Annotated in this window: 23 protein-coding genes; 13 read left to right on the forward strand and 10 right to left on the reverse strand. The window is 65.2% G+C overall.

The genetic code is table 11. The features are described 5' to 3' along the window. Nucleotides 1-39 precede the first annotated feature (39 nt). The 4 genes from AZL_RS06720 to AZL_RS06735 all read right to left on the reverse strand — a co-directional run bounded on the left by AZL_RS06720 (nt 40) and on the right by AZL_RS06735 (nt 3,737). Entirely contained in the window at nt 40-789 is a 750-nt protein-coding gene (locus AZL_RS06720; RefSeq protein ID WP_012973888.1) for an electron transfer flavoprotein subunit beta/FixA family protein, read from the reverse strand. Between the two features lie 41 nt (nt 790-830). Further along, nucleotides 831-1,361, reverse strand: coding sequence for a thioesterase family protein (locus AZL_RS06725; protein WP_012973889.1), 531 nt, complete (start codon nt 1,359-1,361; stop codon nt 831-833). Nucleotides 1,362-1,481: 120 nt separating this feature from the next. After that, nucleotides 1,482-1,874 carry a MerR family transcriptional regulator gene (locus tag AZL_RS06730; RefSeq protein ID WP_012973890.1) on the reverse strand — a complete coding sequence of 131 codons (393 nt, stop codon included), beginning with the start codon at nt 1,872-1,874 and terminating at the stop codon, nt 1,482-1,484. A gap of 114 nt (nt 1,875-1,988) precedes the next feature. Then, complete coding sequence (locus AZL_RS06735; RefSeq protein WP_012973891.1) at nt 1,989-3,737, reverse strand: long-chain-fatty-acid--CoA ligase; 1,749 nt, start codon at nt 3,735-3,737, stop codon at nt 1,989-1,991. Nucleotides 3,738-3,921: 184 nt separating this feature from the next. Here AZL_RS06735 and AZL_RS06740 point away from each other — a divergent pair, with 184 nt between their 5' ends. From AZL_RS06740 to AZL_RS06750, 3 genes are read left to right on the forward strand one after another with little or no spacing between them, the layout of a single operon-like run. After that, a complete protein-coding gene (locus tag AZL_RS06740; RefSeq protein WP_012973892.1) occupies nt 3,922-4,224 on the forward strand; it encodes an SCP2 sterol-binding domain-containing protein in 303 nt (100 codons plus the stop codon). Nucleotides 4,225-4,274: 50 nt separating this feature from the next. Then, a complete protein-coding gene (locus AZL_RS06745) occupies nt 4,275-4,943 on the forward strand; it encodes a DUF6134 family protein (RefSeq protein WP_012973893.1) in 669 nt (222 codons plus the stop codon). A 33-nt stretch (nt 4,944-4,976) separates the two neighbouring features. After that, the gene (locus tag AZL_RS06750) at nt 4,977-5,261 is read left to right on the forward strand and encodes a DUF1488 domain-containing protein (RefSeq protein WP_012973894.1); all 285 of its coding nucleotides are present in this window, start codon (nt 4,977-4,979) and stop codon (nt 5,259-5,261) included. Nucleotides 5,262-5,270: 9 nt separating this feature from the next. On the opposite strand, the gene AZL_RS06755 is transcribed toward AZL_RS06750, so the two are convergent. Beyond that, a complete protein-coding gene (locus AZL_RS06755) occupies nt 5,271-5,762 on the reverse strand; it encodes a flavin reductase family protein (RefSeq protein WP_012973895.1) in 492 nt (163 codons plus the stop codon). Between the two features lie 374 nt (nt 5,763-6,136). Between AZL_RS06755 and AZL_RS06760 the strand changes: the two genes are divergently transcribed. From AZL_RS06760 to AZL_RS06775, 4 genes are all read left to right on the forward strand, one after another. Continuing rightward, nucleotides 6,137-7,297, forward strand: a complete 1,161-nt coding sequence (locus tag AZL_RS06760) for a flagellar motor protein MotB (RefSeq protein ID WP_012973896.1) — start codon at nt 6,137-6,139, stop codon at nt 7,295-7,297. 290 nt (nt 7,298-7,587) lie between these two features. Beyond that, the gene (locus AZL_RS06765; RefSeq protein WP_247894304.1) at nt 7,588-8,976 is read left to right on the forward strand and encodes a circularly permuted type 2 ATP-grasp protein; all 1,389 of its coding nucleotides are present in this window, start codon (nt 7,588-7,590) and stop codon (nt 8,974-8,976) included. Beyond that, nucleotides 8,973-9,950: an alpha-E domain-containing protein gene (locus AZL_RS06770; protein WP_012973898.1), complete on the forward strand. Its 978-nt coding sequence runs from the start codon at nt 8,973-8,975 to the stop codon at nt 9,948-9,950. Before AZL_RS06765 ends, AZL_RS06770 begins: the two co-directional genes overlap by 4 nt. Before the next feature lie 71 nt (nt 9,951-10,021). Next, nucleotides 10,022-10,771 carry an arginyltransferase gene (locus AZL_RS06775; protein ID WP_012973899.1) on the forward strand — a complete coding sequence of 250 codons (750 nt, stop codon included), beginning with the start codon at nt 10,022-10,024 and terminating at the stop codon, nt 10,769-10,771. 57 nt (nt 10,772-10,828) lie between these two features. On the opposite strand, the gene AZL_RS06780 is transcribed toward AZL_RS06775, so the two are convergent. After that, nucleotides 10,829-12,526, reverse strand: coding sequence for a methyl-accepting chemotaxis protein (locus tag AZL_RS06780; protein WP_371304227.1), 1,698 nt, complete (start codon nt 12,524-12,526; stop codon nt 10,829-10,831). A gap of 579 nt (nt 12,527-13,105) precedes the next feature. On the opposite strand from AZL_RS06780, the gene AZL_RS06785 reads away from it, so the two are divergent. Together AZL_RS06785 and AZL_RS06790 are read left to right on the forward strand one after the other, a co-directional pair. Beyond that, nucleotides 13,106-13,657: a TRAP transporter small permease subunit gene (locus tag AZL_RS06785; RefSeq protein ID WP_247894305.1), complete on the forward strand. Its 552-nt coding sequence runs from the start codon at nt 13,106-13,108 to the stop codon at nt 13,655-13,657. Between the two features lie 20 nt (nt 13,658-13,677). Then, nucleotides 13,678-15,189 carry a TRAP transporter large permease gene (locus AZL_RS06790; protein WP_012973902.1) on the forward strand — a complete coding sequence of 504 codons (1,512 nt, stop codon included), beginning with the start codon at nt 13,678-13,680 and terminating at the stop codon, nt 15,187-15,189. A gap of 99 nt (nt 15,190-15,288) precedes the next feature. Here the strand turns inward: AZL_RS06790 and AZL_RS06795 are convergent, their stop codons facing one another. The 4 genes from AZL_RS06795 to metC all read right to left on the reverse strand — a co-directional run bounded on the left by AZL_RS06795 (nt 15,289) and on the right by metC (nt 18,806). Then, entirely contained in the window at nt 15,289-15,768 is a 480-nt protein-coding gene (locus AZL_RS06795; protein ID WP_012973903.1) for a PRC-barrel domain-containing protein, read from the reverse strand. 137 nt (nt 15,769-15,905) lie between these two features. Then, on the reverse strand, nt 15,906-16,589 hold the full coding sequence (locus AZL_RS06800) for a calcium-binding protein (protein ID WP_012973904.1): 684 nt from the start codon (nt 16,587-16,589) through the stop codon (nt 15,906-15,908). Nucleotides 16,590-17,161: 572 nt separating this feature from the next. Continuing rightward, nucleotides 17,162-17,596 carry a phosphoribosyl-AMP cyclohydrolase gene (gene hisI / locus AZL_RS06805; protein WP_012973905.1) on the reverse strand — a complete coding sequence of 145 codons (435 nt, stop codon included), beginning with the start codon at nt 17,594-17,596 and terminating at the stop codon, nt 17,162-17,164. 31 nt (nt 17,597-17,627) lie between these two features. Continuing rightward, nucleotides 17,628-18,806, reverse strand: coding sequence for a cystathionine beta-lyase (gene metC, locus AZL_RS06810; protein WP_012973906.1), 1,179 nt, complete (start codon nt 18,804-18,806; stop codon nt 17,628-17,630). 375 nt (nt 18,807-19,181) lie between these two features. On the opposite strand from metC, the gene AZL_RS06815 reads away from it, so the two are divergent. The 4 genes from AZL_RS06815 (at nt 19,182) to AZL_RS06830 (ending at nt 23,533) form a co-directional block, all read left to right on the forward strand. Next, the gene (locus AZL_RS06815; protein ID WP_012973907.1) at nt 19,182-20,201 is read left to right on the forward strand and encodes a transporter substrate-binding domain-containing protein; all 1,020 of its coding nucleotides are present in this window, start codon (nt 19,182-19,184) and stop codon (nt 20,199-20,201) included. A 205-nt stretch (nt 20,202-20,406) separates the two neighbouring features. Then, nucleotides 20,407-21,606 carry an amino acid ABC transporter permease gene (locus tag AZL_RS06820; RefSeq protein ID WP_012973908.1) on the forward strand — a complete coding sequence of 400 codons (1,200 nt, stop codon included), beginning with the start codon at nt 20,407-20,409 and terminating at the stop codon, nt 21,604-21,606. A gap of 5 nt (nt 21,607-21,611) precedes the next feature. Beyond that, on the forward strand, nt 21,612-22,718 hold the full coding sequence (locus tag AZL_RS06825) for an amino acid ABC transporter permease (protein WP_012973909.1): 1,107 nt from the start codon (nt 21,612-21,614) through the stop codon (nt 22,716-22,718). Between the two features lie 29 nt (nt 22,719-22,747). After that, entirely contained in the window at nt 22,748-23,533 is a 786-nt protein-coding gene (locus AZL_RS06830) for an amino acid ABC transporter ATP-binding protein (protein WP_012973910.1), read from the forward strand. The last annotated feature ends 99 nt before the right edge of the window (nt 23,534-23,632 follow it).

Genomic DNA, 23,632 nt, shown 5'->3' on the forward strand with positions numbered 1-23,632 from the left:
GCGGGGTGTGGGACGGGCTGGCACGGGGCCGGCGCGCCCTCAGATCACCCGCGCCTCGGTCTTCAGCTTGGTCACCAGGGTGGCGACGTCGGGCACCTTGATGCCGGCCTGGCGCTTGGCCGGTTCGGCCACCTTCAGCGTCTTCAGGCGCGGCGTCACATCGATACCCAGCGCGTCCGGCGTGACGGTCTCCAGCGGCTTCTTCTTGGCCTTCATGATGTTGGGCAGGCTGGCATAGCGCGGCTCGTTCAGGCGCAGATCGGCGGTCACCACCGCCGGCAGCTTCAACTCGACCGTCTCCAGCCCGCCGTCGATCTCGCGGGTGACGGCGACCGTGCCGTCTCCGGCGGCGACCTTCGAGGCGAAGGTGCCCTGGCCCCAGCCGAGCAGGGCGGCCAGCATCTGGCCGGTCTGGTTGCAATCGTCGTCGATCGCCTGCTTGCCGAGGATCACCATCCCCGGCGCCTCCTTCTCGACCAGGGCCTTCAGGACCTTGGCGACGGCCAGCGGTTCGGTGGTGACATCGGTCTGCACCAGGATGGCGCGGTCGGCCCCCATGGCCAGCGCGGTGCGCAGGGTCTCCTGCGCCTGGGCCGGGCCGACGGACACCACGACGATCTCGGTCGCGTTGCCGGCTTCCTTGCACCGTACGGCCTCCTCGACGGCGATCTCGTCGAAGGGGTTCATGCTCATCTTCACGTTGGCGGTCTCGACGCCGCTGCCATCCGCCTTGACGCGGATCTTCACGTTGTAGTCGACCACCCGCTTCACGGGCACCAGCAGCTTCATGATGGTGTGTCTCCTCTCCGGTGGCGTTTTGTTTCAATGGATCAGGCGGTGGCGGACAAGCCTTGCCCGCGCAAGGCGGCGACCGCATCGGGGATCGGCGGGGAGGCGGTGGCGGCGCCGAGTGCCGCCAGAACCTCGGCCGGGGCGACCACGCCCGTGGTCCCGACGAAGGCGCCCTGGACGACGGCCAGCGCCGCCAGCCCGCCCCGTGTTTCCATGCGGTGTTCGATGAAGATGTATTTGTCGTCCCAGCACAGCACCCGGCTGACCAGGGTGAAGCGCTGGAACGGCCGCAGCGAGCGGCGGTAGCGGATGGTCGCCCCGCCCAGTACCGGCCGCCAGCGGTTGCGCAGGATCGCCGGACCCAGCCCGGCGCGGATCAGCAGATCGGTGCGGCCCAGATCCATCACGCTGAAATAGCGTGCGTTGGTCATGTGCAGATTGATGTCCAGGTCGGTCGGCCAGACCTGGAAACGCAGCTCCGACGGATCCAGCAACCCGGCACGGCGGCCGCGCCACGCGGCGAGGATGGCGGCGGCGACGACCGCCAGCAGGCGGAAGATCAGGTTCATGCCCGCTCTCCCGCCCCGCCCGTCGCCTTCGCGGCGCCACGGGCCGCCTTTGGCAATGGCTGTCCCATCATGCTCCGATCCCTTGTGAGGCCGACCGGAGCGCCGGAGACTTCCGGCCGGTCAGGCGTCCTTCGCGGCGGAACTCACCCCCGCCAGGGTATTGTTGACCTGCATCTCGATCTCGCGCAGCTCCTGCACGGTGGCCTCCAGATCCTCGCGCTGCTGGGCCAGATCCTTCAGCCGCTTCTGCACCCGCTTCAACAGGGTCTTCTGTTGCTCGACCCCGCCATTGACGTTGTAGAGGTCGAGATATTCGCGGATTTCCGCCAGCGAGAAGCCCAGGCGCTTGCCCCGCAGGATCAGCTTCAGCCGGGCGCGGTCGCGCTTGGTATAGACCCGGTTGTTGCCGACGCGGTTGGGCGCCAGCAGCCCCTTGACCTCGTAGAAGCGCAGAGCCCGCGGCGTGATGCCCAGCTCCTCCGCAAGCTGGTTGACCGTGTAGAGCTGTTCCATCCCCGGAAAGACCTTTTGTTCGTGTCCGGCACAATGCGCCTTCCGTTTGGTAGCACAGCTGCCGTGGCGTGATAAGGCTTCCCTTTACGTCCAGGGCAGGACGATGACCATGTGTCATTCTCCGGTCGACAGGGCTTGCCGCGCCTCGGCGATCAGCTCCTTCTTCGACAGCTTGCCGACGGCGGTTTTCGGCAACTCCTCGCGGAACTCGATGGCCGTCGGCATCTCGATGCGGGAGATCTTGTCGCGCAGGAAGTCGCGCAGGGCCTCCGCGGTCAGGGTGGCGCCCGGTTTCAGCTGGACGAAGGCCTTCGGCGTCTGGCCGCGGTAATCGTCGGGCAGGCCGATGACGCAGGCGGCGACCACGTCGGGGTGCTGGTAGATCGCCTCCTCGATCATGCGCGGATAGACGTTGTAGCCGCTGCAGATGATGAGGTCCTTCAAGCGGTCGAGCAGGAAGACGTAGCCATCCCCGTCCATCGTCCCGACATCGCCGGTCAGCAGGAAGCCGTCGACGACCGTGCGGTCGCTTTCCTCGGCCCGTCCCCAATAGCCGGCCATCACGTTGGGACCGGCGATCGCCACCTGTCCCTTCTCACCGATGCCGAGTTTGCGGGTGGAATCCTCCAGGTCGCGGATCTCGATGGAGATGCCGGGCAGCGGCAGGCCGATCGAGCCCTCCTTGTTGATGCCGTTCAGCGGGTTGGCGGCGCAGACGGGGGAGGCCTCGGACAGGCCGTAGCCCTCGATCAGGACGCAGCCGGTCGCCGTCTCGAACTGGCGCTTCAGCTCCATCGGCAGCGGCGCGCCGCCGGAGATGCAGTAGCGGATCGAGGTCATCGGATAGCGGGCGGTCTGCGGATGCCCGAGCAATGCCTTGTACATGGTGGGCACGCCGGGAACCAGGGTCGGCTTGCGCCTGGCGATGGTCTTCAGCACCTGCTCGGTCTCGAAGCGCGGCAGCATGACCAGCTCGGCCCCGCAGGCCAGCCCCATGTTCAGCACAACGGTCATGGCGAAGACATGGAAGAAGGGCAGCACGGCGAGAACCCGTTCCTGTCCCAGCGCCACGTCGGGGAACCAGGCCTGCACCTGCCGGGCGTTGGACAGCAGGTTGTGATGGGTCAGCATCGCGCCCTTCGGCACGCCGGTGGTGCCGCCGGTGTATTGCAGGACGGCGACGTCGCGCAGACCGTCGATGCGCACCGGGCGCAGCGTGCCGTCGTTGGTCAGCAGGCTGGAGAACTCGACATGGCGGTCGTCGCGCGGCACCGCCGCCAGCTCGCCGCGCTTCAGCACGCTGAACAAAGCCTTCTTCACCGCCGGCAGGATGGTCGCCATCCGGCAGACGACGACCCGCTTCAACGGCGTGCGCGCCAGCATCGCCGCGACGCGCGGGTAGATCAGCTTCAGATCCAGCGTCACCATGATCTCGGTCTGCGAGTCGGTGATCTGGTGCTCCAGCTCGCGCTCGACATAGAGCGGGTTGTAGTTCACGACGGTTCCGCCGGCCTTCAGCACCGCGAAATAGGAGATGACGTAGGTCGGGCAGTTGGGCAGGCACAGGCCGACCCGCACCCCCGGCCCGACGCCGAGATCCTGGAAACCGCGGGCGGCGCGGTTCACCAGATCGAGAACCTCGGCATAGCTGTAGCGGCGGCCGAGGAAATCCAGGCAGGGGCGGTCGGCATAGCGCCTGGCCGCCTCCTCGAACAGCAGATGCAGCGGCATCGGCGCAAATTGCTGGTCCCAGGCGATCCCGGCGGGATAATGGGTCAGCCAGGGATGAGGGGCTCCGTTGATGGCGGCGGCGGTGAGGGCGGAAATGGGCGGGATGGCGCTCTGCGCAAGCGGCTCGGGCATGGTTCGCTCCCCTTGGCGGTGGCGCGTTCCGGATCACCTGACGGCCGGCCCCCATGGATGGCGATGGGAGGCGGCAACGATGGGCGGCGGGCGTCTGAAACGCTTTCGTTATGACGTTGACGTAAACGTAATGCGAGCCTACTGTCAAGCACAGTCCTGCGAACAATCACGAGGTCACGCTTTCATGGTCGACGACATTCTTGAGGAGCTGCGCAACCGCAGCGGCGATCTGCGTTCGCTCAACGCCTCGGTGCGCTTTCTGCTGGGCCAGGAGGGCGAGGTGATCCGTGTCGACGGCCGCGCCAGCCCGATCAGCATCACCCGCGAGGATGGCGACTCCGACTGCACCATCCGCATCTCGCCGGAAAACCTCCAGAAGCTGATCAACGGCAAGCTGAACCCGATGCTGGCCTTCACCATGGGCAAGCTGAAGGTCGAGGGATCGATGGGCGTGGCGATGAAGCTTGCCCAGCTGCTGGACGACTGAGCGGCCGGAAGAGCCGCGAACGAACGATCGCCAACCGGGAGGAAACGCACATGACCAAGCCGCGCATCACAGGCGCAATCCTGACCACCGCCCTGTCCGCCGTCCTGACGGCGGCCACGCTGCTGACCGCTCTGCCGGGGACCGCTCTCGCCCAGGGCGCCGCGCGGACCCTGACCTACCAGATCCTGATGGGCGAGGATCCCATCGGCAGCGAGCAGGTGCGGATCGAGCCGCAGGGCGACCGCACCAAGGTCACCGTCACCACCACCACGCGGGTGAAGGTGCTGTTCATCGACTTCAGCTACGACCACAAGCGGGAGGAGATGTGGAAGGGCGGGGCGCTCGAGTCGATGACCGCCACCACCGACGATGACGGCGAGCCTCACAAGATCGAAATGACCCGCGATGCCGACGGATACCGGCTGACCGTGGACGGCAAGACGCGGCAGGCGCCGGCCGGCGTTCTGCCGCTGACCCTGTGGACCCCCGAAGTCCTGAAACACACGGAGCTTCTGTCGGTGATCGACGCCGAACCCTACAAGGTGACGGCGCGCAAGATCGGGGCGGAGACGGTGGAGGCCGGCGGCAAGTCCCAGCAGGCCGCCCATCACCGGATCGAGGGCGGTGTGGAGCGCGATCTGTGGTATGCCGCCGACGGGACGCTGCTGAAGACACGCTTCAAACGCAGCGGTTATGATATCACCTTCGCGCTGAAGTGAGCGTGACCTGAGCCACCGGCAGCCGAGGATCCGATGCCCATCTTCCTGTTTCCCGACGATCCCTTCTGGAACGAGGAGGCCGACGCCGTCGAGTTCGCGGTGCAGGTCGGGGAGTATCAGGGCCGGGTCTTCGTCACCCGCCGCACCCTTCAGGGCATCGTCGGCCATACCCCGAAGCCGGACGAGGCGGTCCAGCAGGTCTGCATGAACCGCCCGCTGTTCGAACGGGCGGCCGAACAGCGCATCATGGCCCGCGCGCTCGACCCCGACGCCAACATCCACCTGACCGGCCGCGACCTTCACCGGGCGGCCGGCTAGTTTGGGCGCTCACCCCAGCTTGGCGTAGCGGCCGCGGAAATACAGCAGCGGGTCGCCGCTGTCGCGCGAGGTGATCTTGCGGACACGGCCCAGCACGATGACATGGTCGCCACCGTCCAGCAGATGCTCGCGGTCGCATTCCAGCGTGGCGAGGCAACCGCCCAGCAGACGGACGCCGCCGCGGCCGGTGATGGTCTCCAGGCCGGTCCAGCGTTCCTGCAGGTCGCGGCGGGAGAAGCGGTTGGACAGATCCTCCTGGTCGGAGGCCAGGATGTTCACCGCGAAATGCGGGGCGGCGTTGAAGGCCTCGAAAGACATCGCGGCACGGCCCAGGCAGAACTGCACCAGCGGCGGATCGAGCGACACCGACGAGAAGGAGTTCACCGTGACCCCCAGCGGCAGCCCGTCCGGGGCGATGGTGGTGATGACGGCGATTCCGGTGGCGAAACAGCCGAGGGCGGAACGGAACGCGAGCGGATCGATCGGCTGGTCGGTGATCATGACGTCCTGTGAGCTGGGCCGGAGGGATGGAGGCGGGTAGGCGGGCAGTGCTTGAAGATGATACTCAAGGTAGGAAATACCGCGAATTATGGCGTCGTGCGTTTGTTATGAAACGCACGACGCCATAGCTTTAGTCTGACGATCGGATTCACGCGTCAGATCGAGTCCGATTTCACGCGATCCGATCTAATCCAGCGCGCCACCCGGCGCAAGCCGCATCTCCACCCCGGACAACGTCGTTAAACGGATCTTAATGAAACCCGGTCAGGGTTTGGCCGCGGCGGTCGGCCGCCGCGTCCTCCGCGGCGCCGCGCACGGACATCCGATACGGGAAATCGGCCTCAGGGCCGCGAACCATTCGCCACGGCCAGGGCATGAGCGGGAATTCCGGCGGCAACGAGCAGCCTATCATCATCAAGAAGAAGAAGGGCGGGCACGGCGGCCACCATGGTGGCGCGTGGAAGGTGGCCTATGCCGACTTCGTGACCGCGATGATGGCCTTCTTCCTGCTGCTGTGGCTGCTGAACGTCACCACCTCGGACCAGCGCAAGGGCATCGCCGATTATTTCTCGCCCGTCTCGGTCAGCCGCGAGCAGTCGGGTTCCGGCGGCATGCTGGGCGGCAAGACCATCACCGTGCCGGGCGCGCAGGTCTCCCCCAGCTCTCCCATGTCGGCCGATGTGCCGGTGTCGGGGCCGCCCGGCTATTCGTCGCAGCAGAGCGACGACGCCGACGATCCGACCGAGGCCACCTCCGGCCCCGGCCAGGGCACCGGGCCGGGCAAGCCCGCCAAGGCCGCCCCCGACGCCGACATCGCCGACCAGAAGCCGAACGAGACCCGCGCCGAATTCCAGAAGCGGATGGAGGAGATGGCCAAGCAGTTGGGCATCCCCGGTCAGAAGCCCGGCGAGAAGCTGTCGGACTTCGGCGAACGCGTGAAGGAGGCGATGAACAGCCTGCAGGGCGCGGCCAAGGAGGCCCGCCAGTTCCAGCAGGCCGCCACCGAGATCCGCCAGGCCATCCAGTCGGTGCCGGAACTGGAGCCGCTGGCCCAGAATCTGATGATCGATCAGACGCCGGAAGGCTTGCGGATCCAGATCGTCGACCAGGACCGGGTATCGATGTTCCCCGCCGGCTCCGGCCAGATGTATCCGCAGACCCGGCAACTGGTGCAGCAGGTGGCGAAGGCGTTGACGAAGCTGCCGAACAAGCTGTCGATCAGCGGCCACACCGACTCCTCGCCTTTCCCCGCCGGGTCCGGGCGCGACAACTGGGATTTGTCGACCGAGCGGGCCAACGCCACCCGGCGCGCCCTGCTGGCCGGCGGCATCAACCCGTCGCGAATCCAGAATGTCGTCGGCAAGGCGGACACCGACCCGCTGGTCGCCGATCAGCCCAACAGTCCACGCAACCGCCGTATCACCATGGTCCTGCTGCGCGAAGCCCAGGCGGCAGCGGCGACGGGCGGCCAATCGGGCGGCGGCGGCGCTCCCGGCGCTTCCCCCACGCCGCCCGCCGCTACCAAAGCACGGTGAGTTTTCAACCACATCGGTACTTTGGCGTTGATTTTCAAAAGCGCCCGCGTCCGATTTCTTGTTTTGTCGCGGTACCACACAACGGCGCGCGCGTTTGCCCTGTTCAAAGCGCGCGGCGATGGGTCATACTTCCTGCACAATGCGACATGGCCGGGGCGATGCCGCCCGGCCCGCGATGATCGGTCTGATACAAGCGCGGGGGAGTGTCTGTGAGCGTACCCGAGGGCAAACCGTCTGACCTTTTGTCATCCTACAATCCCGGCCTCTACTTCGACGAGTTGTTCGGGGCCATGGATTTACCGGCCGAACATACGGCGCTGATCCGCCAGAGGCTTGCCGCGCTCGACTTCGATGAACTGCGCCGCCGCGCGCAGGATGCCGAGCGGGAGCTTTACAATCTCGGCATCACCTTCATCGTCTATTCCGACAAGGACGCCGTCGACCGCATCCTGCCGTTCGATGTCATCCCGCGCGTCATCTCCGCGCCGGAATGGGCCCATCTGGAGGCTGGCGTCAAGCAGCGGGTCGCCGCGCTGAATCTGTTCCTGCACGACATCTATCACGACCAGAAGATCCTGAAGGATGGCGTCATTCCGCGGGAACTGGTGGAAGGGAACCATAATTTCCGGCCGCAGATGATCGGGCTGGACGTTCCCTTCAACACCTACATCCACATCATGGGCACCGATCTGGTGCGCGACCGCCACGGCACCTTCCGCGTGCTGGAGGACAATGGCCGCGTGCCGTCCGGCGTCTCCTATGTCGTGGAGAACCGCCACATGATGCAGCGGGTCTTTCCCGACCTGATGCAGGACATCGGCATCCGCCCGGTCGACAATTACGGCCACAAGCTGCTGGACGCCATGATGGAGATCGCGCCATCCGGCGTCGATGATCCGCAGGTGGTGCTGTTGTCGCCCGGCACCTACAACTCCGCCTATTTCGAGCACATCTTCCTGGCGCGCGAGATGGGCGTGCCGCTGGTGGAGGGGCGTGATCTGGTGGTCGACAACGACCGGGTCTTCATGAAGACGACCAACGGTCTGGCCCCGGTCCATTCGATCTATCGCCGGCTCGACGACGCCTTCCTCGATCCCAAGGCCTTCAATCCGGACAGCCTGCTCGGCGTGCCCGGCATCCTGGAGGCCTACCGCAAGGGCAATGTGGCGCTGGCCAACGCCATCGGCACCGGTGTCGCCGACGACAAGGCGGTCTATTGCTACGTCCCGCGGATGATCAAATACTATCTCGACCAGGACCCGATCATCCCCAACGTCGACACCCGCATCTGTCGCGAGCCCGACGCCCTGCAATACACGCTCGACAATCTGGCCGATCTGGTGGTGAAGCCGGTGGGCGAGGCCGGCGGTTACGGCATCACCATCGGTCCGCGCGCCAGCAAGGCCGAGTTGGAGGATTGCCGGGCCAAGCTTCTGGCCGATCCGTCCAACTACATCAGCCAGCCGGTGGTCGACCTGTCGGTCTGCCCGACCGTCTGCGACGATGCCATCGAACCGCGCCATGTCGATCTGCGCCCCTTCGCCATCACCGGCAAGAGCACCTGGGTCCTGCCCGGCGGCCTGTCGCGCGTGGCGCTGAAGAAGGGCACGCTGATCGTCAATTCGTCCCAGGGCGGCGGCTCCAAGGACACCTGGGTTCTGGAAGGTGGTGCGGCATGAACCTGCTGTCCCGTTACGCGGAATGCATTTTCTGGATGGCCCGCTACATGGAGCGGGCCGAGAATCTGGCCCGAATCCTCGACGTGCATGAAACCTTCGCGCGCGACACCCGCGGGGCGACCAACTGGTTTTCCATCGTCCAGTTGAACGCCGACGAGAAGGACTTCTTCAGCCGGCATGATCGCCCGACGGCCGAGGCGGTGATCCACTATTATATGTTCGACGCGCAGAACCATAATTCGCTGCTGTCGATGCTGCGGATGGCGCGGGAGAACGCCCGGACGCTGCGCCCCTGGATCTCGACCGAGATGTGGACCCAGATCAACGTCTTCCACAACAAGCTGTTGGAGATGTCGGTCAAGGATGTGGCGGCCCAGAACCTGTCCAAGGTCTGCACCTGGATCAAGGAGGAATGCCAGACCCACACCGGCATCACCGAGGGCACCTTCTACCGCGACCAGGGCTGGTATTTCTACCAGATGGGCAAATACATCGAGCGGGCCGACCAGACCACGCGGCTGCTCGACATCAAGTATCATACGCTTCTGCCGTCGCCGCTCGATGTCGGCTCCACGCTGGATGTCAGCCAGTGGACGACGGTGCTGCGCAGCACCGCCGGCTACCACGCCTTCCGCCGGGTCTATCCGCGCGGCATGTCGCCGACCACCGTCGCCGGTTTCATGCTGTTCAACGAGGGATTTCCGCGGTCGGTGGTGATGTGCGTCCGCCAGATCGACGGGGTGCTGACGCGGATGCGCTCGCGCTATGACCTGCGCGGCGGATCGGCGGCGATGGAGCGGGTGGACGAACTGCTGGCCGCCCTGCTGGCCCGGCCGATCGAAGCGGTGTTGCGCGACGGCCTGCACGAGTATCTCGACTGGATCCAACTCCAGTTGAGCGGTGTGACCACCGAAATCGCGCAGGCCTTCTTCGGCTTCCAGCCGCCTCTGGCGGATCAGAGCCAGTCGCAGTAAGCTTGGGGGTCGGTGGAGGGGCTTCGGCATCCTCCGCCTCCCTCCCACTGCCGTGGTGGTTGTCGGTCAGAATGTCGGTCATCCAGCCGCCGCAGCGTCCATTGCAGCAATTCTTCCGCTCGGGGCCGATGCCTTGCCCCTATCTGCCCGGACGTGTCGAACGCAAGCTGTTCACCCGCCTGATCGGCCCCTATGCGACGGAGGTCAATTCCACACTGTCGCGCGCCGGCTTCCGCCGCAGCCACGACATCGTCTATCGCCCGGTCTGCCCCAATTGCCAGGCCTGCGTTCCGGTGCGCGTTCCGGTCGCCGAGTTCGTCCCCACCCGCTCGCAACGCCGGGTGTTGAAGCTGAACGAAGGGGTGATGCTGGCAGAGCGGCCGGCCTACGCCACGTCGGAGCAGTACCGGCTTTTCGCGCTGTACCAGAACTCACGCCACGGCGACTCCGACATGGCCCGGATGGCGATGGGCGATTTCGCCGCCATGGTGGACGAGGGCAGGGCGGACACCAACCTGCTGGAGGCGCGCGACCATCTTGGCCAACTGGTCGGCTGCATGCTGACCGACCGGCTGTCGGACGGCTATTCCGCCGTCTACAGCTTCTACGATGCGGCCCAGGACCGCCGCAGTCTCGGCACCTTCATGATCCTGGGGCTGATCGAGCGGGCCCGGCTCGCCGGTCTGCCCTATGTCTATCTCGGTTACTGGATCGCCCACAGCCGCAAGATGGCCTACAAGGCGAAGTTCCATCCCCTGGAATGTCTTGGGCCCGACGGCTGGCGGGTTGCGGAGACCCTGCCGGACGGGGATGCGGAATAGGGGGCGCCGGCACCGCCTGTGCGGCTGGCGATGCCCCCTGTGGTGCCATGAAAGCGGTCAGGCGGCCTTGATGTCGCCGAGGAAGGCCTCGACGTCGCGGCGCATGCTCTCGGCCTGCCGGGACAATTCGGCGGCGGCGGACAGCACCTGGCCGGCGGCGTCGCCGGTATCGCCGGCCGCTTGGTTCACCTGGACGATGCTCCCCGTCACCTCCTCCGTTCCGGCGGCGGCCTGCTGGATGTTGCGGGAGATCTCCGTGGTCGCCGCACTCTGCTCCTCGATGGCGGCGGCGATGGCGGTGGTGATGTCGTTGATGCTGCCGATGGTCCCGCCGATCCCGGCGATCGCCGTCACCACCCCTTGCGTCGTCTGCTGAATGGCGCCGATCTGGCTGGCGATCTCCTCCGTCGCCCTGGCGGTCTGACCGGCGAGGCTCTTGACCTCGCTGGCGACCACGGCGAAGCCCTTGCCGGCCTCGCCGGCGCGGGCGGCTTCGATGGTGGCGTTCAAGGCCAGCAGGTTGGTCTGGCTGGCGATGTCGGTGATCAGGCCGACGACCTCGCCGATCTTCTGGGCGGCCTCGGCCAGGCTGCGGACGGCATCGCTGGTCTGGTTCGCCTCATGCACCGCCTTGCCGGCGATGTCGGCCGATCTTGCGATCTGGGTTCCGATTTCGCGGATGGAGCTCGCCATTTCCTCGGTCGCGGTCGCGACGGTCTGGACGTTGGCGCTGGTCTGCTCGGCGGCCGACGCCACCACGGTGGCCTGGCTGCTGGTCTGCCGGGCCATCGCCGACATGGAATGCGCGGTGGCGTCCAGTTCCGATGCGGCGGCGGACACGGTGCGCAGGGCCGCGCTCGACGAGGATTCGAAGCCGGCAATCAGCCGTTCGACGGCCTGGGCCCGGCGCATCTTCGCCTGTTGTTCGGCAGCCTCGGCGGCGGCCAGGCGGTCGGCCTCGAGCAGGCCGTCCTTGAACACCCGGACCGCACGCGCCATGGCGCCCAGCTCGTCCTTGCGGTCGGTTCCCTCCACCGCCACCGACAACTCGCGGCTCGCCAAGCGGTCCATGGTGCCGGTCAGGGTCAGGATCGGCCTGACGACGCTGGACAGCAGCGAAAGGGCGAGACCGACGCAGATCAGCGTCACCAGCATGGATGCGGCAATCAGCAGGGTTCTGCTGGTTTCATACCGATTCTGGCCATCATCGGCAGCTTTCGCGCCCTCGCGCGTGTTGAAGTCGATCAATTGTTGCAGGAAAGCCTTCGCCTTGCGGTATTCCCCTCGCTCGTCCCCGCGGAAGATCACTCCCGCCTCGGCATCCTTATCGGCACGGGACAGGGGGATCACGGAGTTCTTGCTGATCGCCAGATAATTGTCCCAGGCCGATTTGAAGGCGCGATAGGTATCGGTCTCAAATCCCGGCATCAGGTTTGTTGAATATTCCTTATCGGACTTTTCAAAGGCGATAAGGACGTCCGACATGGTTTTCTCTTCTGCATTCCTATCCTCCTCATTGTTCGCAACTATGTGGGCACCTTCCACAATTCGATAAAAGTCAAAAAGGGTGTAGATGTTTGCGATTGTCGCGACGGAGGGGAGCCAGTTGTTCCTGATCTCGAGGGATTTCTGGTTCATGGCCGCCATTTGCAGGATCGAAAAAACTCCGAATCCGATCATCATCACGACAACGGCCGTGAACGAAGCAATCGTCCTCGTCCGGATGGTCATGTTCCGCAGCCACGTCATTCTCATCCTCCCTCAATAAAAACCAGTCCATCCGGAACACGCCGTGAAATCGTTGGAATCAGAAGTTTCGATTTCTTTCTTGACGGTCCGAACACGGACCTTCCAGGCACAGCAGAAATCGTGCCAATCCGGCGCAATCGGCGGGACCACCGAAAACGCGCTCTGAACATCCCCGTCAATCCCGGAATGCGATGACCTTCGGGGCCGTCCGGCCTGGACAGGGGAATGGGTCGCCGTCTGCGAGGCGATTTGCGAGGCATTACGCGCTATATGCCTACGGGATTATACGTAAATCCAACGTCTCCCTTGCCGCTTGCCGACGGGAAAGGAATAGTCCCTTTAATTCCTATCTTTTGATATATCCTCCAACCGAGAGAAGGTCGCGATCCGCCGCACCCGTGCGGCTGCGACAAAAGCAAAAGGGGACGGTCAAAGCCGTGCGCCCGCAACAGGGAGGTTTCTCCTTTGAGGCATCTGCTGACAAGCACGATAATCGGCCTGCTGATAGGTCTGGTGGCCAGTCCCTGGCTGAACTGGCAGATCAGTCCTTGGGTGGGGCTTTTGATTGGTTTTCTGATCGGATTGTTGATCAGCTTCCCGGAGGGGCCGCTCAAAGTAAGCGCGCTGATCGATGCCGTGAACGAGGGCATCGGCAAGCTCGCCTATTGGCTGGTGCTGGTCGCCGTGGTGGTCAGCTCGGTCAACGCGGTCATCCGCTACGCGTTCAACATCAGTTCCAACGCCTGGCTGGAACTGCAATGGTACCTGTTCGCCGCGGTGTTCCTGCTGTGCGCCGGCTATACCTTCCTGCGCAACGAGCATATCCGCATCGACATCATTCTGGGCCGCTTCTCCAAGCGGGTCCAGGCCTGGGTCGACATCTTCGGCATCGTCGTCTTCATGTTCCCGATGACGATCCTGATCCTGAAGCTGTCGCTTCCGATGTTCTGGGACAGCTTCAGCACCAGCGAGATGTCGAGCGATGCCGGCGGCCTGATCCGTTGGCCCGCGAAGCTTCTGATCCCGGTCGGCTTCTTCCTGCTCACCGCGCAGGGTGTGTCGGAACTGATCAAGCGCGTCGCTTTTCTCACCGGTGACCGTGACGAGCCGGGCGAGAAGATGCACAGCCATTCCTAAGGACCGGGAGCGCCCCCCAGATGGTCGAATTCGTATCCGCCAACATGGCGCCGCTGATGTTCGGCGCCCTGGTGATTTTCCTGTTGATGGGCTTCCCGGTCGCCTTCGCGCTGGCCGCCAACGGTCTGGTGTTCAGCCTGATCGGCATCGAGCTGGGGCTGCTGACCCCGGCACTGTTGCAGGCGCTGCCGGAACGTGTGTTCGGCATCATGCGCAACGACACACTGCTGGCGATCCCCTTCTTCACCTTCATGGGCCTGATCCTGGAGCGATCCGGCATGGCCGAGGATCTGCTCGACACCATCGGGCAGCTGTTCGGTCCGATCCGCGGCGGTCTGGCCTATGCGGTGATCTTCGTCGGGGCGCTGCTGGCGGCGACCACCGGCGTGGTGGCGGCCTCGGTCATCTCCATGGGGCTGATCTCGCTGCCGATCATGCTGCGCTACGGTTATGACCGTCGCGTCGCATCAGGCGTCATCGCCGCGTCCGGCACGCTGGCCCAGATCATCCCGCCGTCGCTGGTGCTGATCGTGCTGGCCGACCAGCTCGGCCGTTCGGTCGGCGAAATGTATGCCGGCGCGCTGATCCCCGGCCTCGTGCTGACCGCGCTCTATGCCGGCTATATCCTGCTCACCAGCATCATCAGGCCGGAAATGGTGCCGGCCCTGCCGCCGGAGGCCCGCAGCCTGCGCGGCGGCAAGCTGCTGCTGCGCGTCATCACCTCGCTGGTGCCGCCGCTGGTGCTGATCTTCCTGGTGCTGGGCACCATCTTCCTCGGCATCGCCACCCCGACGGAGGGCGGCGCCATGGGGGCCGCCGGCGCCATCCTGCTGGCATTGGCCAAGCGGCAGCTGAGCTGGAACCTGATGCGTCAGGCGATGGACTCGACCGCCAAGCTGTCGTCCTTCGTGGTGTTCATCCTGATCGGCTCGACGGTGTTCGGTCTGGTGTTCCGGGCGGTGAACGGCGACCTGTGGGTCGAGCATCTGCTGATCGGCCTGCCGGGCGGCGAGCTGGGCTTCCTGATCGTCTGCAACATCCTGGTCTTCGTCCTGGCCTTCTTCCTCGATTTCTTCGAGCTGGCCTTCATCATCGTGCCCCTGCTGGGGCCGGTGGCCGACAAGCTGGGCATCGACCTGATCTGGTTCGGCGTGCTGCTCGGCGTCAACATGCAGACCAGCTTCATGCACCCGCCTTTCGGCTTCGCGCTGTTCTTCCTGCGGTCGGTGGCGCCGAAGACCGATTACCTCGACAAGATCACCGGCAAGAAGATCGGCAGGATCACCACCGGCCAGATCTATTGGGGTGCCGTGCCCTTCGTGATCATCCAGATCATCATGGTCGGTCTCGTCATCGGCTTCCCGCAACTGGTCGATGCCGGCCGCGACAAGGGACCGGTGATCAACCTGAACGACGTGAAGATCGAGATCCCGGCCTTCGACAACCAGGATGTCGCACCGCCCTTCGGCGGCCCGTCCCAGCAGGACAACAACCAGGCCGACGACATCATGAAGCAGCTTCAGGGCAAGTGACGGCAGGCGTCACGCCATTCGGAAGTCCATGATGGGGGCCGGTTCGTCCGGCCCCCTTTCGTTTGGTGGGTTCCTTCGCCGCGTCCGGGTGGGAAGGGGTCAGCGCGGTCGGCCTGCGCCCTTCCCGCCGGCGGCCGGTGCGGGGCCGGCGGGCAGGGTCGTTTCGCCGCCGCTTTCTCCGCCGCCGAACGAAACCATGCGGTCGCTGCGGCCGACCGGGGGCAGGGCGGCGAACTCCTCCGCCGACATGCCGGTGAGGATCACGGCCTGCCGGTCGCGGGCATAGCGCAGATTGTCGCTGGCGACCGCCACCTTGTGTTCGTTGGGAAACAGCGGGGCGCCGACGGTGACGACCGCCTGTTCGACCCGGTTGGTCGGGCCGATCACGAGGTCGGTGACATTGCCGAGCATGCGGCGTCCATCCGGCGTCTGCACCGTCAGCCCGACCAGTTCCAGCGGTGGCTCGGTCGCCATCTCCGCCGCCGGGACACCGCCCATGTCGGAACTGGCGCAGGCGCCGAGAGTCAGGACCGGAAGACCGGCGAAGAGCAGACGCAAGGAAAGGCGGCGGTGGTCCATCGGTTTCAGCCCCTTTGCTGACGGCGCGGATATGTGTCTTCCGACAACAGCACGAGCATCGTCGGAGGTCTTCCGCGCCGATGGGGTGCCTCCATCGGCGCGGAAGCACCTCGTCCGGAGAGCCGGCCGCCGTTCGCTCAGGTGAAGATGAAGTCGTGACCGGCGCTCAATCCGAGCTGGTCCACCGTCAGCGACGAACCGTCGGCAAAGGTGAAGATCGAATTCGTCCCATCGGTGGTCAGCGCCATTTGCGAGGCGGTGTAGCCGTGGAACTCGATCTGGTCGATGCCCTTCTCGAAATATCTGATGGTGTCATGGCCGAAGCCGCCGGCGGCCCGCTCCATCAGGAAACGGTCGATCTGGCCGTCGGTGTAGCTGACCATCAGGTCGTCGCCGGTACCGGGCTGGAACAGGTCGGCGCCGCCGTCGCGATAGCTGTCATACAAGGTGTCGTTGCCGGCACCGCCGATCATGGTGTCGTCTCCGCGCATCCCCTTCAGAATGTCGTTGCCGGTGCCGCCATCCAGCATGTCGTTGCCGTCGCCGCCGAACAGCTGATCGTTGCCGGCATCGCCCCACATCGAATCGTTGCCGGCCTCGTTTCCGCCATAGGGATCGCCGAGCCAGTCATTGCCGTCACCGCCATGGAGCTGGTCGTTGCCCAGCCCGCCGATCAGCGAATCATTCCCCTGTTCGCCATAGAGCTGGTCGTTGCCGGCGCCGCCGTCGATGCGGTCGTCGCCATTCAAACCGTCGATGCGGTCGTCATAGGCGGTACCGGTCATGACGTCGGCGTTCGAAGTCCCCCAGAACTGGCGCATGGCGTCTCTCCATCAGTGCCGTTAACGTGTTGTTAACGATTAATGAGATGTTAACCATGGGGTCAGAGCAGTCGAAAAGCGATAAAGGGGCAGTACAATGGAGACCGGAGAAGATGACACAGATAATTGGAACTTGTCGGGATTCAGGAATTCAACTGTTTCCATTATCGAAGCATATGTGACCAAAAACAGGATTTTCCTGTGACTGAACTGGAGTTTTCTCACCCATTCGGACAGGTTTTGGCCGGCGGAAGGGAGCAACCCACCACGCCGAAGGCGATGCGATGCCGGAATGGCCCTAGGCTGCCGTCCGGACACCCGGCCGGACCGGATCGTCCGAAAGAGGTTCGATGACGCGAACGCGCCATTCGATATCCACGATCGCGGATGGGACCGTGCCTGCAAAAAATAACCGGGCGTCCAAAGGAACGCCCGGTGCAGTCTTATACAGGGAGGGTTAGAGACAAGACGATGTGTATCCCCTTCGGTTGGGCTGTCGCCTTGATGTGGATCAAGAACCGTCGCGGCGGCGCCGAATCGCCGGTCCCGTCCTGTCTCCCAGCCCTGCCCGTTCAACCATGGCTATGCGCATGCCCGCCATAGAGAATGGCGGGATCGGTCTGCACCTCCTGGATCGTCTCCAGCGTCCCGTTGCGCCAGGCGCGGTAGAAACAGCTGCGCCGGCCGGTATGGCAGGCGACGCCATCCTGCTCGACGATCAGCAGCAGGGTGTCGCCGTCGCAATCCACCCGGAAATCCTTCAGGCGCTGAACCTGGCCGGAGGTCTCGCCCTTGCGCCACAGCCCGCCGCGCGAGCGCGACCAGTAGCAGACGCGGCCGGTGGACAGGGTCTCCAGCACCGCGTCGCGGTTCATCCAGGCCATCATCAGAATCTCACCGGTGCCGTCGGCCTGGGCGATCGCCGGCACCAGACCGTCCGCGGTGAAGCGGATGGCGGCCAGCACCTCCTCAAAGGCGGCGGCATCGATCGACGGTGCGTCCGTCATGACAAGTCACTCCTTCACGGGGCCTTGCAGCTCACAGGGCGGCGGCCATCCGGCGGAAGCCGGCTTCGAGGTCGCGGATCAGGTCGTCGGGGCTTTCCAGGCCGGCATGCAGGCGCAGGAGTTGCCCCGGATCGCTCCAGCGGGTGGCGGAGCGCACCGCCGCCGGCCGGGCCGGCAGGATCAGGCTCTCGAACCCGCCCCAGCTGTAGCCCATGCCGAACAGTTCCATCCCGTCCAGCATCGCCGCCAGCGCCTTGCGCGGGACCGGGTTGACGATGATGGAGAACAAGCCGCTGGAACCGGTGAAGTCGCGCTTCCACAGCGCATGGCCGGGGAAGTCGGGACGGGCGGGATGCAGCACCCGCGTCACCTCCGGCCGGGCCGCCAGCCAGTCGGCCAGCGCCAGCGCGCTGTCCTGATGCTGGCGCATGCGCACCGCCATGCTGCGCAGGCCGCGCAGGCCGAGATAGAGGTCGTCCGGCCCGCCGCAGACGCCGAATCGGGTGGCGGTCTTCTTCACCACCGTCCAACTCGCCTCGTCGCGGCAGGTGATGACGCCGAGCATCGCATCGGCATGGCCGACCATGTATTTGGTCGCGGCATGGATCGACAGATCGACGCCATGGTCGAAGGGGCGGAAGAACAGCGGAGTCGCCCAGGTGTTGTCGATCATGACCGTGGCGCCGACGGTCTTGGCCGCGGCGGCGATGGCCGGCACGTCCTGAATCTCGAAGGTCAGCGATCCCGGCGATTCGAGGAAGACGACGCTGGTGTTCGGCCGCAGCAGCGCCGCGATGCCGGCGCCGATGCAGGGATCGTAGAACTCGACCTCCACGCCATAGGGGGCCAGCGTCTCCCTGGCGAAGCGGCGGGTCGGGCCGTAGGCGCTGTCGGTGATCAGCACATGGTCGCCGGCCTTGGTGAAGGCGGACAGCGCGACGGCGATGGCGGCGAGGCCCGAGCCGGTGTTCACCGACCGGTAACCACCCTCCAGCGCCGCCGCCGCCTCTTCGAAGGCGAAGGTGGTGGGGGTGCCCATGCGGCCGTAATTCACGCTGGTCAGCATGTTACGGTCGGCTTCCTCCAGCGCGTCCAGGGTCGGGAACAGCACGGTCGAGCAATGATACACCGGCGGATTGACGATGCCGTGGTTGTTCCGCGGATCGCGGCCGGCATGAACGAGAATGGTGTCCTTGGTGACGTCCTTCATCGACTGTCCGTTTGGCTGGAGCGGCGCAAGCCGGCCCTTCGAGCCGGACCGGCGGGGAACCCCCGGCCGAGCCTGTGGGCGCGGCCGAACATTGTGTCATCCCGAACGCCCTTCGGCCATCGCCCATTGCGCGCAAAGACCGTTGGTGGACAGGATATTCTGGTATCACCACCACCGCACAGAGGATTCGACAAGTCGGATCAAGCTGCTACACTCTTGTCCCACGCGCATGGCTGCGTCGCGATCCTGACAGGACCGGTCCGGTGGGGGGGATCCCGAGAGGTCGGTCCGACCGGATCGCAAGGCCGGCGTGACCAGGCGCGTCGTCAGATCGCTCCAATGCGAAGAACGCAAGAACAGGGTGGAGTTCATAATATGAAGTCAGGGTTCCTGGCCGCCGCCGCGGCGGCCGTGGTCGTTTCCGCCAGCGCCGTTGCCGGCGCCGCCACGCTCGACACCGTCAAGCAGCGCGGCTTTGTGCAATGCGGTGTGAACGCCGGCCTTCCGGGCTTCGGCAACCCCGACAGCGCCGGCAACTGGACCGGCCTGGACGTCGATTATTGCCGTGCCGTCGCCGTCGCCATCTTCGGCGACGCCAACAAGGTCAAGTTCACCCCGCTGTCCGCCCAGCAGCGCTTCCCGGCCATCCAGTCGGGCGAGGTCGATCTGCTGTCGCGCAACACCACCGTCACGCTGACCCGCGACACCTCGGTCGGTCTCAATTTCGCCCCCGTCACCTATTATGACGGCCAGGGCTTCATGGTTCCGAAGAAGCTGGGCGTGAAGAGCGCCAAGGAGCTGAACGGCGCCACCGTCTGCGTCCAGTCCGGCACGACGACCGAACTGAACCTGGCGGATTATTTCCGTGCCAACAACATGACCTACAACCCGGTCGTCATCGAGTCGAACGACGAGGTCAACGCCGCCTATTTCGCCGGCCGTTGCGACGTGCTGACCACCGACGTCTCCGGTCTGGCCGGCACCCGCGCCGGTGTCGCCCCGGTTCCCGACGACCATGTGATCCTGCCGGAAGTCATCTCCAAGGAGCCGCTGGCCCCCGCCGTGCGCCATGGCGACGACCAGTGGTTCGACATCGTCAAGTGGACGGTCTATGCGACCATCCAGGCGGAAGAGTTCGGCATCACCTCGAAGAACATCGACGAGTTCGCCAACTCCAAGAACCCGGACATCCAGCGCTTCCTCGGCACCTCGCCGGGCATGGGCAAGGCGATGGGCCTGGACGAGAAGTGGGCCTACAACATCGTGAAGAAGGTCGGCAACTATGCCGAGATCTTCGACCGCAACGTCGGCCCGGCCACCCCGCTGAAGCTGGAGCGCGGGCTGAACGCCCTGTGGACCAAGGGCGGCCTGATGTACGCGCAGCCGTTCCGGTAAGGCTCGCCACCGTTTGAAGGCCGCCCGTCTGTTCAGGGGCGGCCTTCCGGTAGAGGGGCGGTCGCGCAAGGGCGTCAACGAAACGCCCGCGCAAAGGACCGCATGTGGAGACATGTCGCATCCCCTACGGTGTGGGAAATGCCCGGCGGAACGTCCGGGACCGCGTGGGCACCGTATGGGCGCGATGGTTGGGGGAGAGTAGTCCGTGGCGACCGAGACCCGGACCACCCAAGGCGCTCCGCCGCCGGGTGGCGTATCGTTTTCCCTCAGCGACCCGACGTTCCGCGCCATCGTCTACCAGATCCTGGTGGTCGGCGCGGTCGTCCTGGTCGGCTGGTTCCTGATTTCAAACACGCTCGACAACCTCGCGCGGCGCTCGATCGCGACCGGGTATCATTTCCTGGAGCGTGAAGCGGCCTTCGGCATCGGCGAGTCGCTGATCGACTATTCGCCGAAGGACAGCTATGGCCGGGCCTTCCTGGTCGGTGTCCTGAACACGCTGAAGGTGTCGATCATCGGCGTCGTCCTGGCGACGGTCATCGGCACGATCATCGGCGTCGCCCGCCTGTCCAGCAATTGGCTGATCGCCAGGCTGGCCTCGACCTATGTCGAGATCATCCGCAACATCCCGCCGCTGCTGCAACTGTTCTTCTGGTACGCCCTGGTGTCGGACGGACTGCCGCCGGTGCGCCAGGCGCTGAATCCGTTGCCGGGCGTCTTCCTGTCGCAGCGCGGCCTGCGCGTGCCGGTTCCCGCCGCCGATCCGGTCTGGAGCAGCATGGGCATCGCGTTCCTGGTCGGCATCGCCGCCGCCTGGGGGGTGTCGCGCTGGGCCAAGGCGCGGCAGGCCCGCACCGGACAGCGGTTCCCCGCCGGCTGGGCCGGGCTCGGCCTGATCATCGGCCTGCCGATCCTGGCCTGGCTCGCCGGCGGAGCGCCGACGGCGCTGGACATGCCGACGCTGGCCGGCTTCAACTTCTCCGGCGGCCTCGCCATCTCTCCGGAATTCTTCGCGATCCTGACCGGCCTGACCCTCTACACCGCGGCCTTCATCGCCGAGGTGGTGCGCAGCGGCATCAAGGCGGTCAACTGGGGCCAGACCGAGGCGGCCCGCGCGCTGGGCCTGCCGAGCGGCCCGACCCTGCGCCTGGTGATCCTGCCGCAGGCGCTGCGGGTGATCGTGCCGCCGCTGACCAGCCAGTATCTGAACCTGACCAAGAACAGCTCGCTGGCGCTGGCCATCGGCTATCCCGATCTGGTGTCGATCGCCAACACGACGCTGAACCAGACCGGTCAGGCGATCGAAGGCGTGACGATGATCATGGGCACCTATCTGGTCATCAGCCTCAGCATCTCGATCTTCATGAACTGGTACAACAAGCGCATCGCGCTGGTGGAGCGGTAACGGCCATGACCGACAACGTGCAAAGCGTCGGCCTGCCGGACGAGCGTCCGCCGGCCAACACCGTAGGCCCGATCGCGTGGCTGCGGAACAACCTGTTCAACAGCTGGTACAACGCCATCCTGACCATCCTGGTCATTGGTCTGCTCGGCTCCGCGATCCCGCCTTTTCTCAACTGGCTGCTGATCCGCGCCCACGGCTTCGAGTCCACCTCCGCGGTCTGCCGGCAGGATGCCAGCGGCGCCTGCTGGGGGTTCATCAGCGAGAAGCTGCGCTTCATCATGTTCGGCATGTTCCCCTGGGAACAGCAGTGGCGGCCGCTGGTGACCATCGGCATCTTCATCGCCCTGCTGGTCGCCAGCTGCGACCGCCGTTTCTGGAAGCCGTGGCTCGGGCTGGTCTGGGCCGCCGGGCTGGCGCTGGTGGCGGTCCTGATGTGGGGCGGCGTCCTTGGCCTGACCTATGTCGAGAACACGCTGTGGGGCGGCCTGCCGCTGACCATTATCCTGTCGGTGATCGGTCTGGCCGTCGCCTTCCCGCTGTCGATCCTGCTGGCGCTGGGCCGGCGGTCGAACATGCCGGCGGTGAAGGTGCTGTGCGTCACCTACATCGAGCTGATTCGCGGCGTGCCGCTGATCAGCCTGCTGTTCATGGCCTCGGTGATGCTGCCGCTGTTTCTGCCGAACGGCGTGTCGATCGACAAGCTGCTGCGGGCGCAGATCGCCTTCATCCTGTTCGCCGCCGCCTATATGGCCGAGGCGATCCGTGGCGGCCTTCAGGCGATCCCGAAGGGGCAGTATGAGGCGGCCGACGGGCTGGGGCTCAGCTATTGGCAGAAGATGCGCAAGATCGTCCTGCCGCAGGCGCTGGCCGTCGCCATCCCGCCGCTGGTGAACACCTTCATCAGCTTCTTCAAGGACACCTCGCTCGTCATCATCATCGGCCTCTACGATCTGCTCGGCACCGCCAAGGCGGCGCTGTCCGACCCGTCCTGGCGCGGTTTCTACCGCGAGGCCTATCTGTTCATCGGCGTGATCTACTGGATATTCTGCTTCAGCATGTCGAAATACAGCCAGAAGCTCGAACGCGATCTCAATCGCGGCCACCGCCGCTAGATCCTTGCCGTCAGGGAGACGTAAGATCCATGTCCCAGGCCATGTCCCAGGCCGCCAAGCCGAAGCACACCCTCAGCGGCGAGGAGATCATCCGCTGCTCGGGCGTCAACAAGTGGTACGGCGAGTTCCACGTCCTGAAGGACGTCAATCTCCGCGTCCAGAAGGGCGAGCGCATCGTCGTCTGCGGCCCGTCCGGGTCGGGAAAATCGACGATGATCCGCTGCCTGAACCGGCTGGAGGAGCATCAGAAGGGCACGATCGTCATCGACGGGATCGAGCTGACCAACAACCTGAAGAACATCGAGCTGGTCCGTCGCGAAGTCGGCATGGTGTTCCAGCACTTCAACCTGTTCCCGCATTTGACCGTGCTGGAGAACTGCACGCTCGCCCCCATCTGGGTCCGCAAGATGCCGAAGGCGGAGGCGGAGGAGCGGGCGATGAGCTACCTGAAGCGGGTGCGCATCGCCGAGCAGGCCAAGAAATATCCGGGCCAGCTGTCGGGCGGCCAGCAGCAGCGCGTCGCCATCGCGCGGTCGCTGTGCATGAGCCCGAAGGTGATGCTGTTCGACGAGCCGACGTCGGCGCTCGACCCCGAGATGGTCAAGGAGGTGCTGGACGTCATGATCGGGCTGGCCGAGGACGGCATGACCATGCTGTGCGTCACGCACGAGATGGGTTTCGCCAAGTCGGTCGCCGACCGCGTGATCTTCATGGACCGTGGCGAGATCGTCGAGCAGGACACGCCGGACGCCTTCTTCTCGAATCCGAAGTCCGAGCGTACACGCCTGTTCCTCAGCCAGATCCTGAACCATTGATCACCGGACGGATCGGCGGTTGATTTCCGCCGATCCGTCATATGGAAACAAAACACCTCGACTTAAGGTGCGCGGCGCAATGTCCTGTGGCGCCGCGCC

Origin of the sequence: Azospirillum sp. B510, assembly GCF_000010725.1 — a bacterium.
In the GTDB taxonomy this organism is placed as follows: Bacteria; Pseudomonadota; Alphaproteobacteria; order Azospirillales; family Azospirillaceae; genus Azospirillum; species Azospirillum lipoferum_B.

Excerpts from the sequence above, each read along its gene's own strand:
- AZL_RS06795 (WP_012973903.1), bottom strand. The coding sequence starts at position 15,768 with ATGGACCACCGCCGCCTTTCCTTGCGTCTGCTCTTCGCCGGTCTTCCG.
- AZL_RS06800 (WP_012973904.1), bottom strand. The coding sequence starts at position 16,589 with ATGCGCCAGTTCTGGGGGACTTCGAACGCCGACGTCATGACCGGTACC.
- AZL_RS06735 (WP_012973891.1), bottom strand. The coding sequence starts at position 3,737 with ATGCCCGAGCCGCTTGCGCAGAGCGCCATCCCGCCCATTTCCGCCCTC.
- AZL_RS06730 (WP_012973890.1), bottom strand. The coding sequence starts at position 1,874 with ATGGAACAGCTCTACACGGTCAACCAGCTTGCGGAGGAGCTGGGCATC.
- hisI (WP_012973905.1), bottom strand. The coding sequence starts at position 17,596 with ATGACGGACGCACCGTCGATCGATGCCGCCGCCTTTGAGGAGGTGCTG.
- AZL_RS06760 (WP_012973896.1), top strand. The coding sequence starts at position 6,137 with ATGAGCGGGAATTCCGGCGGCAACGAGCAGCCTATCATCATCAAGAAG.
- AZL_RS06775 (WP_012973899.1), top strand. The coding sequence starts at position 10,022 with ATGTCGGTCATCCAGCCGCCGCAGCGTCCATTGCAGCAATTCTTCCGC.
- AZL_RS06765 (WP_247894304.1), top strand. The coding sequence starts at position 7,588 with ATGGATTTACCGGCCGAACATACGGCGCTGATCCGCCAGAGGCTTGCC.
- metC (WP_012973906.1), bottom strand. The coding sequence starts at position 18,806 with ATGAAGGACGTCACCAAGGACACCATTCTCGTTCATGCCGGCCGCGAT.
- AZL_RS06815 (WP_012973907.1), top strand. The coding sequence starts at position 19,182 with ATGAAGTCAGGGTTCCTGGCCGCCGCCGCGGCGGCCGTGGTCGTTTCC.
- AZL_RS06725 (WP_012973889.1), bottom strand. The coding sequence starts at position 1,361 with ATGAACCTGATCTTCCGCCTGCTGGCGGTCGTCGCCGCCGCCATCCTC.
- AZL_RS06720 (WP_012973888.1), bottom strand. The coding sequence starts at position 789 with ATGAAGCTGCTGGTGCCCGTGAAGCGGGTGGTCGACTACAACGTGAAG.
- AZL_RS06825 (WP_012973909.1), top strand. The coding sequence starts at position 21,612 with ATGACCGACAACGTGCAAAGCGTCGGCCTGCCGGACGAGCGTCCGCCG.
- AZL_RS06745 (WP_012973893.1), top strand. The coding sequence starts at position 4,275 with ATGACCAAGCCGCGCATCACAGGCGCAATCCTGACCACCGCCCTGTCC.
- AZL_RS06790 (WP_012973902.1), top strand. The coding sequence starts at position 13,678 with ATGGTCGAATTCGTATCCGCCAACATGGCGCCGCTGATGTTCGGCGCC.
- AZL_RS06750 (WP_012973894.1), top strand. The coding sequence starts at position 4,977 with ATGCCCATCTTCCTGTTTCCCGACGATCCCTTCTGGAACGAGGAGGCC.
- AZL_RS06780 (WP_371304227.1), bottom strand. The coding sequence starts at position 12,526 with ATGAGAATGACGTGGCTGCGGAACATGACCATCCGGACGAGGACGATT.
- AZL_RS06755 (WP_012973895.1), bottom strand. The coding sequence starts at position 5,762 with ATGATCACCGACCAGCCGATCGATCCGCTCGCGTTCCGTTCCGCCCTC.
- AZL_RS06740 (WP_012973892.1), top strand. The coding sequence starts at position 3,922 with ATGGTCGACGACATTCTTGAGGAGCTGCGCAACCGCAGCGGCGATCTG.
- AZL_RS06830 (WP_012973910.1), top strand. The coding sequence starts at position 22,748 with ATGTCCCAGGCCATGTCCCAGGCCGCCAAGCCGAAGCACACCCTCAGC.
- AZL_RS06770 (WP_012973898.1), top strand. The coding sequence starts at position 8,973 with ATGAACCTGCTGTCCCGTTACGCGGAATGCATTTTCTGGATGGCCCGC.